Here is a 12,996-nt window from a genome sequence, read left to right as displayed (position 1 = left end):
CAATAGCAATAGTTACTTGCATACTTGCCCAATAGCATAGCAGGCTGCTTCACATACTTTTGCAACTCTAGGGAAAGAGCTTCATGGGTAATTATTTGAATATATTCAGACTTTCACTGAGCTAATAGCCTATTTATAAACAAAATATTAAGTAGCTATAACGCATCCAACCAATTTAATATTTACTTTATAAATAGTCTTTCCCTAAAAAATACAAGATATAAGCTACAAGTGTAAGCGTAAGCTCAATAATTCCAGCCTTGAGAAAATAACTGTTGGAGTATTTCCAAATAACATAAAACTATATAAAAAACAAAATATTTAATTTTTTTAAACTATTATCCAGGATGAAACTAAGAACTTGCTCAAACAGGCGATCGCCAACCAAAACCACAACAGCATTCTCGTAATGAGAGAATTATTGAGTAAGAGAAATATAATAATATATTATCACTTATATGGTATCAAAACTATGAGGTTTACTAAGGTTAATGAAGTGTTGATTTTTTAGTAAATCTCCATATTAGGAAGTAATTAGTTTATTAAAACATAATTTTTGTGTCGAGTCATTAAAAATTGTAGTGATAAGTATTACCAGAACTTACGCACTCAGATCCCCCAACCCCCTTAGAAAGGGGAGCCACTGCGTTGGGCGGGTTCCCCGACTTGTAGCAAGTGGCGTGGCTTTAGACGTTCCCCCCTTAAAAAGGGGGGCTAGGGGGGATCGGGGTTTCAGGCTTGGGTGCGTAAGTCCTAATTACATAAAAAGAGGGATAAAATTATAAGCTGTCGCGCCTACAAGTTGCACTATTTTCATTGTCAATAAAAGCTGCAAACCCTCTCCCTTGCTCCCTGCACCTGCCTCCTACCCCCTATCCCCTGCGGTCTCAATGTGCAAATTAAATGCCTAACACCTTAATTCTGCTCCTGCTCTGTCTTCAACAGACCAGAAGGGGAGTTGATTCACTCGCTTCAGCATCAATTCAACGTAGGTCGTGCCATCCTTGTTGGCAACATCTTTACCAAAATAGCCCTGCTCTTCCTCATGCTCATGGGGCAATACGGTTCAGTTAGTGGTATTCGATTCCAGAAGATCCCCCCAACCCCCCTTAGAAAAAGGGGGGCTTAATTCCCTCCTTTTTAAGGAGGGTTAGGGAGGATCAACTCTTATCTGAACCGTATTGGCTTATGGGGGCCGCTACTGTAAACTGTATAGCCTTCCTACCGACGAGCGCGATTGTAGGGAGAACCTATAGTCCACCGCATTTATGAAGTGCAAGACTTAGCTGTATCTGGAAAATCACTAAATACACCATCAATTCCTAAACTGAAAAAGAGTTCATATTCACTTTGGGGATTTCCTTGCAAGTCCAGTGGCAAAAACAAATCTTCATTGCGGAAAGTCCAAACATGAACTTGCAATCCATCTGTATGAGCATCAAATACTAAAGATGTAGGTGACAACAATTTTCCAGTGCTATCTCTAGGAATCAACAGATTTTTATGAATGCCAACCGCCTGTGCATATTTAGCAATGTCTTTTAAACTTGATGCTGTTGCTAAGTCTGCATAAGTTCGTGGATCTCCATTGACTACAAAATCATAAGGTTTGCCAGTGTTGTTGAGCAATTGCACTAGAGGTAAATCAGTTTTTGTAGATAAATTTAGGAGGTTGCTGACTTCAAAAGACTGAATGAAAACAGGTGCATTGGCTCCCTGATAACCATTTATTTGTAAAGTTGTAAGTAGGGGGGCTTCTAGTGCTAACCCAATAGACTTGAAATAAGTTGGGTGCTTTGTCTCTGGATAAATGCCAATAGTACGACCGATTTCAACACTTTTACTTTTGACTAAATCAATGATTTCTTGCAGTGTAGGGATTTCAAATAAGCCATCATAAGCGGTGTTTTGCGATCGCAGTTGAGGAATTCGCTCTTTTGCCCGTAGTGTTTTGAGTTCTGCAAGGGTAAAGTCTTCCGTAAACCAGCCTGTTTTAGATTCCCCGTCAATTATCTTGGTAGTTTGACGGTTAGTAAATTCTGCACGGTTAGCAACATCGGTAGTTTCCGAAATCTCATTTTCGTGACGAGCAATTAAAACCCCATCTTTGGTTGCAACTAAATCTGGTTCAATATAATCAGCCCCTAGAGCAATTGCTAATTCATAAGCAGCTAAAGTATGTTCTGGACGGTAGCCGCTAGCGCCTCTATGCGCGATGATAATTGGTGGCGTACCTTTCAAAGTTGTAACCATTAGCTTACTCGTCCGTAAGAAATACTATCTCAATACCCTTAATCCCTAGCACCCAGCCTCAAGGTGCAAACTTAATGCGTAAGCCCTAAAAACTAAAGTGCGTTGAAGCATATCAGTAAAATAGATTTATTAGGGTGTGCCGTTTTGTGTTTTGTCCACACTGCCTAGATATAATTGGGTTTCATTTTTTATGCATTACCCAGGTAGCAGTGCTGGCAATTTTGGATACGCTATATTGGCAGATGATTCGAGAACTAGAATATGGATTGCGATCGCAAAGCTTAAGTTTAATGGGATTTCCACTAATTCACGTAACTGACAAACCATCCCAACCTATTGCTACATTCCTTCGACACTCACAAACTCAAAGTCGGTAGCTATATCAATATAACCTGCGTAGGCAGGCTTGATTGTTAAATTCTATTTAAGTATTTTGAATAAGTCTAATGATACAGATTCAGCCTGAAATCAAGCGTGTAGAAGAATTGCGTCAGTTGTTGCAGCAAGCTAGTTATGCTTATTACGTCTTAGATGCACCAATTATGGAGGATGCTGTCTATGACCAGCTATATCGAGAATTGCAACAACTAGAATCTCAGCATCCAGAACTGGTGACACCCGATAGCCCGACTCAACGCGTGGGTGAACGACCTGCAACACAGTTTACCTCGGTGCGACATAATATCCCCCTGTACAGTCTGGAGAATGCATTTAATGTTGATGAGTTGCAAACATGGGATCAGCGTTGGCGGCGACAATTACCCAAAACTGACTCGGTAGAATATGTCACCGAACTCAAAATTGACGGTTCTGCGATCGCTCTTACTTACCAGAATGGTATTTTAACTAGGGGTGCAACTAGAGGCGATGGGGTGATGGGCGAAGATATCACCCAAAATGTCCGCACAATTCGCTCAATTCCCTTGCGCTTAAATTTTGAAGGGTTAGAAATCCTGGAAAAGGTGGAAGTTAGGGGCGAGGCGTTTTTGCCTTTGGAAGTGTTTAAACAAATCAACGAAGAAAGGCAAAAAGCTGGTGAACAGTTGTTTGCTAACCCTCGCAATGCCGCAGCGGGTACACTTAGACAATTAGATTCCCGGATTGTAGCTCGGCGGCGCTTAGATTTCTTTGCCTACACACTGCACATTCCTGGTAGAGATGATACCAGTATTGCCAATACCCAATGGGAAGCGTTGGAATTGCTGCAAAGGATGGGTTTTCGCGTCAACCCCAATCACAAACTGTGCCCTTCTCTAGCAGAAGTTGCCGAATACTATAAGTATTGGGATACAGAAAGGCTGAATTTGCCTTACATGACTGATGGGGTGGTAGTAAAGCTCAATTCTTTTAAGCTTCAGGAACAGTTAGGATTTACTCAAAAATTTCCTCGCTGGGCGGTGGCGTTGAAGTACCCAGCAGAAGAAGCACCCACCCGCGTCGAAAATATTGCGGTGAATGTCGGCAGAACCGGGGCGTTAACACCGTTAGCAGAAATGCGCCCAGTGCAATTGGCGGGGACAACAGTTTCTCGCGCTACTTTACACAATAGCGATCGCATCACTCAATTAGATATCCGCATTGGCGATACTGTAATTGTCCGCAAAGCTGGGGAAATTATCCCAGAAGTGGTTAGGGTATTAAAAGAACTTCGTCCCGCTGATGCTCAACCGTTTGTGATGCCCACTCATTGCCCAGTCTGCGGTCAACTAGTGGTGCGTGAGTTGGGTGAAGCAGTTACTAGATGTGTCAATGCTTCCTGTGCAGCAATCCTCAAAGGCGCAATTGAACATTGGGTAAGCCGTGATGCCTTAGATATTAAAGGTATGGGCGAAAAACTAGTGCATCAACTTGTTGATAAAGGGTTGGTACATTCCGTTGCCGATTTATATGAATTGACAGAAGAGCAATTATGTAGTTTGGAAAGGATGGGGCAAAAGTCAGCACAGAAATTAATAGATGCGATCGCCCAATCTAAAAATCAACCTTGGTCACGAGTATTGTATGGTTTAGGCATCCGTCATGTTGGTAGTGTGAATGCCCAATTATTGGCTGAGAAATTTCCCACCGTAGACAAGTTGACCCAAGCAAAGCAGTCTGATATTGAAGGCATTTATGGTATTGGTGTAGAAATTGCCGAGTCAGTACACCAGTGGTTCCAAATTAATGCTAATCAAACTTTGATTTCTCGCCTCCAAGCAGCAGGGTTGCAATTAGAAACTACAGCAGAAGCAATAATAGTTACCGATGCTAATCCAAAGTTTGTAGGTAAAACTTTTGTTGTTACAGGAACTTTGCCAACTTTAAAGCGAGATGAAGCCAAAGCTTTGATCCAAAAAGCTGGTGGTAAGATAACTGATTCGGTAAGTAAGAAAACCGATTATTTGGTGGTGGGTGAAGATGCTAGTTCTAAATTGGCCAAGGCGGAAGCATTGGGAATTACTCAGTTAACTGAAGCTCAATTGTTAGAGATGGTAGAGGCTTAAGTCCTTGTCATTACCTACATTTTTTAAATCTCTCACTTTATTGTCATCCTCCTTTAGAATGAATTCTATTACTAATAGTTCAAGTCTACTTCAGTAGACTCAGCAAAACTTTTTAGTCTATTTGAGTGGACTTGGACTATTAGCCTAAAACTTCAGTTACGCTGGGATGTCGGTCAGTGCAATGCTTTGACTCTGACAAAAATGTGGGTAATGACAAGAGGGGCTTCACCAGCGCAGAAGTTTTAGTGAAGGTTTTCCGCGTATTGATTGTTGTATGATTTCAATAAAACTTATACTTATTGATAAAGTTTAAAAGAAATTTAAATTTGTGTTGCATAATATAACATTTTCAATTATTGTAAGTAGAAGTTCGGGTGCAAACTTAATGGAAAAGCTGTGCTATCCAAACCCGTTAGATATTTTCTAAAAATGATGAGTTTTCAAGGTTAGATCATTGCTTTGCTGTCAAGGTTTTGATTCATTTATTGTTGTCGAATTTGAACAGTCCACATCAGCCCTGAAAGCAATCCAGCGTCAAGCCGTACAAAGTCTGAAAACTGATATTCAGTTTCAGCCATAGTTTTGATTGCCAAAATTTTGCAACAAAATTACCCACATCTTTAACATTATCTGGAACATACACCCATGAATAACCAACAATCTCGACGCTTACTTAGTAAAACATTTGGTCTGGCGATCGCAACAGCTAGTCTTATAATCGGCGTACCTACTTCCGCTCAACCTCAAGTAACTCCATCACCCAGCCCTACTCGTACTCCAGGGGCTACTCCAGGAACTCCATCGCCTAGCCCTACTCGTACTCCAGGGGCTACTCCAGGAACTCCATCACCTAGTCCTACTCCTACTCCAGGGGCTACTCCAGGAACTCCATCACCTAGTCCTACTCCTACTCCAGGGGCGGGAACTCCATCACCTAGTCCTACTCCTACTCCAGGGGCGGGAACTCCATCGCCTAGTCCTACTCCTACTCCAGGGTCTACTCAAGGAACTACTTCAGGTACAATTGTCGATGTTGCCAGCGCCGACTCTTCTTTAAAGACCCTGGTAACAGCTGTAAAAGCAGCAGACCTTGCAAATACACTGACTGGCAAAGGCCCATTTACCGTGTTTGCACCTACAGATGCTGCATTCGCCGCTTTACCAAAAGGAACGGTAGAAAAACTGCTCGAACCAGAAAACAAAGCGATTTTGCAAAAGATTTTGACTTACCATGTCGTTCCTAATGCAATTTACTCCAATACCCTCCAACCAACTCAACAAGTTAAGACAGTTGAAGGTAGCCCAGTTAGCATTAAGCTTGAGAAGAATGGTAAAGTAACTGTAGATCAGGCAACAGTAACGAAAGCAGATATCAAAGCCACTAATGGCGTGATTCATGTAATCGATCAACTAATTATTCCCGCTGACCTTCTCAAATAAGTAGTCTCACCTCAAGAACTACTGAGGGCAATACGTCTCGGCTAGGTGATGTTCAGCCCGTAGAAATCCCCCCATTACTCCCTTGTAAAACATGAGTGATGGGGGGATTGCTATTTTTATTTGTCCAAATGCCAATACCTTAATACTCTTAAAAATTAACGTGAGTTCGATGCACAGGATTTTGACCTCACCCCCAGCCCCTCTCCTAGTAGGAGAGCGGAGCGAAAGCCTAATTTTTTGTTGCTCCTCCCTCTCCTGCGAGGAGAGGGAGGTTGGGTGGGTGAGGTTTGTCGAATTCACGTTAAAAATTACTAATTATTATGTAGTGCTTCAAGTAATACTTTTTGTAGTGTATTGTAATAAGGTGTGACAAACGGTAGCAGTAATGACGCCTGAATTTGAATACACTACACTTGCCCATCCAGAGGACGTTATACAGCTGGGGACGATTCTCAACCAGTGTTTTATCAACTCACGTGATGAGGAAAAATACGTTAAAAAATACATTAATAGTATTGGTTTAGAAAATTTCCGCATTATCCGTCAAGATGCACAAGTTATAGGTGGACTAGCAACTTTAGGGATGGGTCAGTGGTGGGCTAGCCAGCGTGTACCGATGACAGGAATTGCCGCAGTGGGCATTGCTCCAGAATATCGTGGAAGTGGAGCTGCGATCGCCCTCATGCATCAAACGCTCAAGGAACTTCATGCTAATGGCGTACCCATCTCTGTTCTTTATCCAGCTACTCAACGCCTGTACCGCAAAGCCGGGTATGAGCAAGGAGGTAGCTTGTGCAGATGGGAAATTCCGACTCAGAGTATTCAAGTAAAAGAACAACCCCTACCTTTGATAGCAGTAGCACCAATTCATCAAGATATCTTTTCTGAGCTTTACCAACAGCAAGCAAAATTATCCAACGGATATTTAGACCGACATCCAGCGATTTGGCAGGAACTCGTTAGCACAGAACAAAAAGAAAAGATTTTTGCTTATTTCATTGGTGCTAAAGACCAACCCCAAGGCTACATCATCTTCAGTCAAGAACGAACAGAGGATGGTGCAATTATGTGGATAAGAGACTGGGCAATTCTCACAGCTGCTGCTGCACAAAGTTTTTGGTCATTTATTGCTAACCATCGCTCTCAAATTAAACAGGTACGATGGAAGAGTTCGGTAAACGATTTTCTGTCATTGTTACTACCAGAGCAAACTGCCAAGATATGGCGTCAGCAGCGATGGATGTTGCGAGTCGTAGATTTAAGCAAAGCATTGGAGTTACGAGGTTACCCATCAGGAATCCAAGCAGAACTGCATTTAGAAGTTCAAGATGATTTGCTATCTGCAAACAATGGTAGATTCATCCTATCTGTGGCTAATGGACATGGTGAAGTTACAAGAGGTGGCAAAGGTGAGTTGCAAATAGACATTAAAGGATTAGCACCCTTGTATACAGGCTTATTTACTCCCTACCAGTTGCAACTAGCGGGAAAACTTGATGCTACAGAAACAGCTTTATTAGCAGCTACGCAAATATTTGCAGGTGTCTCTCCTGGGATGTCTGATTTCTTTTAATGGGTGCATCCGAGTTTTTATTTTGCAATGAGAGGATAACGGTCATTGCGTTCGCGTAGCGTCTCGTAGAGAGGAGGAACGACGAAGCAATCGCATGGACTTGCTCTGAGGTGGAGATTTTGCGCAAGCTTGGCTTCACTTTGTTTCGCTCGTAATGACATGCAAAAAAAGTGGGATGCTCCCCTTTTAATTCCCTACCCGTAGACAATGGTTAATAGTGCGAAGTAGTAAGTATTATTTATTCTTGCCTTGTTGAACCGCCCAGGTGCTAGCTATACAAACAAAGCGCAACAACCTGGGCTTTGAAATCCTCCACACCTTAAAAGGGTGTCGGATTTTACCGTGTAATTTGCGATTAATCTCTATCCTTAACTGTTGAGTAATAATGCATCAAAGTTCCGGTCGCTGGCGTTTAGGGCTAGCTTTATCACTATTAACGGTTTTTTTATGGGGTATTCTACCTATTGCCCTAACGGTGACATTGCAAGCGCTTGATGTTTACACAGTTATTTGGTTTCGTTTTTTAGTGTCGTTTGGTTTGCTGGCTATTTATTTAGCTGTGCAGGGTAAATTACCAACTCTAAAACAACTGCGTTCTGCTTCTTGGCAGTTGTTAGCGATCGCTACCATTTTCTTAGCGATTAATTATTTTCTTTTTATGCAAGGTTTATCGCTAACATCACCTACTAACGCGGAAGTGATTATTCAATTTTCTTCTGTGTTCTTAGGTTTCGGAGGGTTAGTCTTTTTTAAAGAACGTTATCAACTGCAACAATGGATTGGTGTTAGTATACTTACCCTCGGTTATGTTTTATTTTTTCATGAACAACTAACAAATTTAATAACAGCGCATAACAATTATCTTCTTGGAAGTAGTTTGATTTTCTTGGGAGCAGCAGCATGGGCTGTTTATGCTTTGGCACAAAAACAGCTATTACAATCCTTATCTTCATCTCACATCATGCTGATTATTTACGGTGGATGTGCTGTTTTGTTCACGCCATTTGCTACTAAACAAACAATTTTTACACTCAATAATTTGCATTTTGGAGCATTGGTTTTTTGCGCTTTAAATACTGTAATTGCTTATGGCTCGTTTGCAGAATCGTTAGAACATTGGGAAGCATCGCGGGTCAGTGCAGTATTAGCTTTAGCTCCTATTGTTACATTAATATCAGTATGGGCCGTATCAGTAATTACGCCTTCGCTAATTCCACACGAACAACTCACATTAATAGGAGTAATGGGAGCGAGTTTAGTTGTATCTGGTGCAGCAGCAATTGCCTTAGCAAAAGGTAAATCATGAGCTTTTTTAAGAGCTTTTACTGCTTTTTTTAGAACATTTTCCTCATATTCAAAGCTACATGAAAAATACTGAGGCAGAGTGATTCTTTCTTTGTTATGATTTTACCGAAAGTGTAATTTGTTTGAGTTTTTCTATTGTCAAGCAAGTAATATAGGACTCATATTTGATTTTTGAACAAAATTCAGTACACCTTTATTCCTTCTTCCCAGTCCCCAGTCCCCAATCCCCAGTCCCTTACCTCTACGAGTGATTCAGAAATCAAATCGGATTGCTATATCCATATAAGTATGGCTCCGTTACAATAATTTCTTTAGCTTGTAACAAAGAGAAAAAACACAAAACAAATCCATCAAATTGAGGCGATTAATATTAATTAACCTTACCAGGGTGTCCCAATAACTACCAAAGCCAACGCCTCGTGACACAACATCACCGAAACAGTTGAGCGATGATTAGTTCGTTTGGTAAGGGAGTCAGCACCCTGAGAAGAAGTTCGCTATTGCTGGCTCTTTCAATGCTGCTGCCAACATTTGGGATTAGCGATCCTGTAATGGCAGCAGAGCGAATTTATGGTTCTTATTCAGCCCTAAAGCTTTCTATTTCAGTTACTTCTTTAGAAAACTATGCCAAAAATGGAGTAATTGATGACAACCTAGCTGTTTATCAACGGTATCTACCACCAAAACAGCTTGAGGAATTACGGCGAATTTTACTTACTCCTGTGAAAGTCAGCCCGGTAGTGGTTTCACAATTTCTCTACACTCCACAAGGAGAATTTCTACTGCGACGGTTGGCAGAAACGATTAAAACGAAAACTCATCAACCACAACAAGAATTTCAAACCTTGCGGTCGGCGTTTATTTCCGCTTCTGCTGAACCGGGAGGACTAACGTTATTAAATTTGTTGCGTAAGTACCCCAGCAGCAGCATTAATCTTGATTTAGTGCAAAGCCTGGGAATTGCTGCGGATCTGAAGAAAATTGTCAATGAAACCAGCCAAGCGATCGCAGCAGTTACCGAAAAGTCCAAAATAGAAGTTGCTAGCCAAAAGCCAGTAAATGTCTCGCAATTGCCAGATTTACGGCAACAAGGAAAGTTTAAGTCGCAAAAATATACATTAAAGTTTTTCGACTTGAAGCGCAAAAGACGATTGTTGACCGATCTGTATCTTCCCAATATCCAGAGTCCTGCACCAGTAATCGTGATTTCTCATGGTTTGGGTACAGACAGCAGTAATTTTCGATATTTAGCGGCTCATCTAGCTTCTTACGGATTCGCCGTCGTCGTTCCCAATCATTCTACTAGCGATACCAAGCGATCGCTGACGAATAGACAGGCTAATAAAGTAGTACAATCAGATGAATTTACAGACCGACCTTTAGATGTGAAATACATATTGGATCAGCTGGAAAAAGCTAACCAGTCTGATTCACGATTTAAAGGTAAGTTAAATCTGGAACAAGTTGGCATCTTCGGTCAATCTTTGGGGGGCTACACAGCCTTAGCCTTGGCTGGCGCTCAGATTAACTTTGAGCAACTTCAAAAAGACTGCCACTCAGAGGTACTGCAAAATACTTGGAATATGTCTTTACTACTCCAGTGTCAGGCTTTGACATTGAGTAACAAGCAGTTTGACAAAAATCATAACTTGCGGGATGAGAGAGTGAAAGCTGCGATCGCAGTTAACCCCATCACTAGCTCTATTTTTGGCAAAGCAGGCTTGAGTCAAATTCAAATTCCAGTCATGGTCGTTGGTAGTAGCGATGATACGGTTGCACCAGCTTTATTCGAGCAAATTTTACCGTTCTCCTGGTTTACTAATTCTCACAAGTATCTCGTTATGCTTGTAGGTGCAACCCACTTTTCTACGATTGGCGATGGTAATAGTGCTAATCAGCCGATAGGCTCACCTTCTCAGGTGATTGGGGATCATCCTGCTCAAGCGCGTCGTTACATGAATGCTTTGAGTTTGCCTTTCTTTCAAACCTATGTTGCGGGAAGTTCACAATACTTTCCCTACCTCAACGCCGCCTACGCCAAAGCTATTTCTAGCCAACCTCTAAGTTTGAGTTTTGTCCAATCTCTAAACTCAACAGAATTAGCACAAACTCCTGATACCGATGTCAAAGGAGCGAAATCCTCAAAAAAATTTTTTCCAACTCCATAGTAAATTTTGGGTTTTGGATGTTGGATGTTGGAATCACACTGCTTCATGTGATGATTTTTTTGTAAATCCCATAAAAACATACTGTAGAGATGCGATTAATCGTGTCTCTACATTGTTTTTGTGCGAGAATATCATCCTTACTTTCTACTATGCCTGAATTATTTATCTTTAAATAATATCGATTATGTGAAAGGCAATAATGAGAGTGTGGCTAACCCTGAAATTATAGAATTCTACTGTGCAAGGTTTTCTCAATTTAAATAAACCCTTTGGCTGGACTTCTCATGACTGTGTGGCGCGGGTGCGAAAGCTCTTGCGCCTCAAACGTGTAGGACACGCCGGAACTTTAGATCCAGCAGCTACCGGAGTCTTACCAATTGCATTTGGTAAAGCCACAAGATTATTACAGTATCTACCAGGAAATAAAGCTTATAAAGCCACTATCAGGCTTGGTGTACGTACCACAACCGACGATTTACAAGGAGAAATTATTACCTCTGAGCCTTGTGCTGCGTTGAATTTTGCAGATGTAAAAGCTGCTTTACCACAATTTGAGGGCAAAATTGAGCAGATTCCACCAAGTTACAGTGCAATTCAAGTAGATGGTAAACGTCTCTACGACTTAGCACGCCGCGGCGAACAGGTGGAAGTTCCAGTACGCACAGTAGAAGTTTTTCAAATAGAAATTTTGGACTGGCGGGAAGGAGATTTTCCCGAATTAGATATTGCGATCGCCTGTGGTAGTGGTACATATATTAGGGCGATCGCTCGTGACTTAGGTGCTGCCTTAGAAACTGGTGGTACTCTTGCTGCATTAACACGTACTGAAAGTAGCGGCTTTCACTTGGCAGATAGTCTCACCTTGAGCGACTTAGAAACTCAGCTGCAAGCTGGGACGTTTCAACCTATTGCCCCTGATGCACCCTTACAATATTTATCATTTGCGACTTTACCAATAACATCTGCCCAAAAGTGGTGTCAAGGACAACGAATTTTTTTAGAGCAAGATGTGTCCGGGATAATGCGAGTTTATGATGAAGAAACTCGTTTTCTAGGTATTGGGCAACTAGAAGACGGTGTATTAATTCCTCAAATGGTATTTGAACCGATTTCGTAATTTTATAGGACTTACGCACTGAAGTCTGAAACCCTGATCCCCCCTAACCCCCCTTAAAAAAGGGGGAACGTCTAAAGCCACGCCACTGAGGGAGTCGGGGAACCCGCAAGGGCGCAGTGGCTGCCCTTTTTAAGGGGGTTGGGGATCTGAGTGCGTAAGTTCTGTATTAATTTGTCCCAACACACAAACAGCAAATATTTCTACTCCCAAGTTGCCACATCTCGCAACACATCTGGAATTTGCTCTTGAGATTGGGGAAACTCTAGCAAAGTTTCTCTGTAACCTAAATACCCAGATTCAGCAAACGATAAAAGCATCCGCGCCAGCGCTAGCCACACCTCTGGCTCATATTCCCAATCATGATAACGCGAAGCTCGACCAGCTATAGAACGTAGTGCCCAGAAATAAGAATTTCTGACTACAGAACCGCCTTTTTTAAACTCTGGTAGATCCTCATGATTGAGAATAAGCACTTGATTTTCGATTCTGGCTCTCATATCAGCCATTTTAATTGATTCAAGTAAAGATGTAGAGACTTGGCAAAAATATACTTGAAAATAAGGCATTCAAAGTCGTGTTGGAGTACTTCAAAGTCGTGTTGAGGTACTTCAAAGTCGTGTTGAGGTACTTCAAAGTCGTGTTGAGGTACTTCAAAGT

The 12,996-nt window shown here is 41.7% G+C and carries 10 protein-coding genes; 7 read left to right on the top strand and 3 right to left on the bottom strand.

Annotation, left to right across the window (positions count from 1 at the left end):
* Positions 1-907: 907 nt before the first annotated feature.
* Both AC5JL8_RS02765 and AC5JL8_RS02760 read right to left on the bottom strand, forming a co-directional pair.
* Positions 908-1,060, bottom strand: coding sequence for a hypothetical protein (locus tag AC5JL8_RS02765; RefSeq protein WP_495878248.1), 153 nt, complete (start codon positions 1,058-1,060; stop codon positions 908-910).
* Between the two features lie 206 nt (positions 1,061-1,266).
* Positions 1,267-2,253, bottom strand: coding sequence for a glycerophosphodiester phosphodiesterase (locus AC5JL8_RS02760; RefSeq protein WP_495878247.1), 987 nt, complete (start codon positions 2,251-2,253; stop codon positions 1,267-1,269).
* A 209-nt stretch (positions 2,254-2,462) separates the two neighbouring features.
* On the opposite strand from AC5JL8_RS02760, the gene AC5JL8_RS02755 reads away from it, so the two are divergent.
* The 7 genes from AC5JL8_RS02755 (at position 2,463) to truB (ending at position 12,339) form a co-directional block, all read left to right on the top strand.
* Complete coding sequence (locus tag AC5JL8_RS02755; RefSeq protein WP_495878246.1) at positions 2,463-2,630, top strand: hypothetical protein; 168 nt, start codon at positions 2,463-2,465, stop codon at positions 2,628-2,630.
* A 69-nt stretch (positions 2,631-2,699) separates the two neighbouring features.
* Positions 2,700-4,736, top strand: coding sequence for an NAD-dependent DNA ligase LigA (gene ligA / locus AC5JL8_RS02750; protein WP_495878245.1), 2,037 nt, complete (start codon positions 2,700-2,702; stop codon positions 4,734-4,736).
* A gap of 645 nt (positions 4,737-5,381) precedes the next feature.
* Positions 5,382-6,176: a fasciclin domain-containing protein gene (locus tag AC5JL8_RS02745; protein ID WP_495878244.1), complete on the top strand. Its 795-nt coding sequence runs from the start codon at positions 5,382-5,384 to the stop codon at positions 6,174-6,176.
* A gap of 385 nt (positions 6,177-6,561) precedes the next feature.
* Complete coding sequence (locus AC5JL8_RS02740; RefSeq protein ID WP_495878243.1) at positions 6,562-7,749, top strand: GNAT family N-acetyltransferase; 1,188 nt, start codon at positions 6,562-6,564, stop codon at positions 7,747-7,749.
* Positions 7,750-8,134: 385 nt separating this feature from the next.
* Positions 8,135-9,055, top strand: a complete 921-nt coding sequence (locus AC5JL8_RS02735) for a DMT family transporter (protein ID WP_495878242.1) — start codon at positions 8,135-8,137, stop codon at positions 9,053-9,055.
* A gap of 448 nt (positions 9,056-9,503) precedes the next feature.
* Complete coding sequence (locus AC5JL8_RS02730; protein WP_495878241.1) at positions 9,504-11,222, top strand: alpha/beta hydrolase; 1,719 nt, start codon at positions 9,504-9,506, stop codon at positions 11,220-11,222.
* A gap of 238 nt (positions 11,223-11,460) precedes the next feature.
* Positions 11,461-12,339 carry a tRNA pseudouridine(55) synthase TruB gene (truB, locus tag AC5JL8_RS02725; protein WP_495878240.1) on the top strand — a complete coding sequence of 293 codons (879 nt, stop codon included), beginning with the start codon at positions 11,461-11,463 and terminating at the stop codon, positions 12,337-12,339.
* 200 nt (positions 12,340-12,539) lie between these two features.
* Here the strand turns inward: truB and AC5JL8_RS02720 are convergent, their stop codons facing one another.
* On the bottom strand, positions 12,540-12,836 hold the full coding sequence (locus AC5JL8_RS02720; protein ID WP_495878405.1) for a hypothetical protein: 297 nt from the start codon (positions 12,834-12,836) through the stop codon (positions 12,540-12,542).
* Between the last annotated feature and the right edge of the window lie 160 nt (positions 12,837-12,996).

This window comes from Mojavia sp., assembly GCF_059505145.1.
The sequence above is the reverse complement of the archived record's forward strand: the minus strand, read 5'-3'. Positions and strand labels throughout refer to the sequence as shown.

Bases quoted from the DNA above. Each gene is read 5' to 3' on its own strand.
- AC5JL8_RS02760 (WP_495878247.1), bottom strand. From the start codon at position 2,253: ATGGTTACAACTTTGAAAGGTACGCCACCAATTATCATCGCGCATAGA.
- ligA (WP_495878245.1), top strand. From the start codon at position 2,700: ATGATACAGATTCAGCCTGAAATCAAGCGTGTAGAAGAATTGCGTCAG.
- AC5JL8_RS02745 (WP_495878244.1), top strand. From the start codon at position 5,382: ATGAATAACCAACAATCTCGACGCTTACTTAGTAAAACATTTGGTCTG.
- AC5JL8_RS02740 (WP_495878243.1), top strand. From the start codon at position 6,562: ATGACGCCTGAATTTGAATACACTACACTTGCCCATCCAGAGGACGTT.
- AC5JL8_RS02735 (WP_495878242.1), top strand. From the start codon at position 8,135: ATGCATCAAAGTTCCGGTCGCTGGCGTTTAGGGCTAGCTTTATCACTA.
- AC5JL8_RS02730 (WP_495878241.1), top strand. From the start codon at position 9,504: ATGATTAGTTCGTTTGGTAAGGGAGTCAGCACCCTGAGAAGAAGTTCG.
- AC5JL8_RS02720 (WP_495878405.1), bottom strand. From the start codon at position 12,836: ATGAGAGCCAGAATCGAAAATCAAGTGCTTATTCTCAATCATGAGGAT.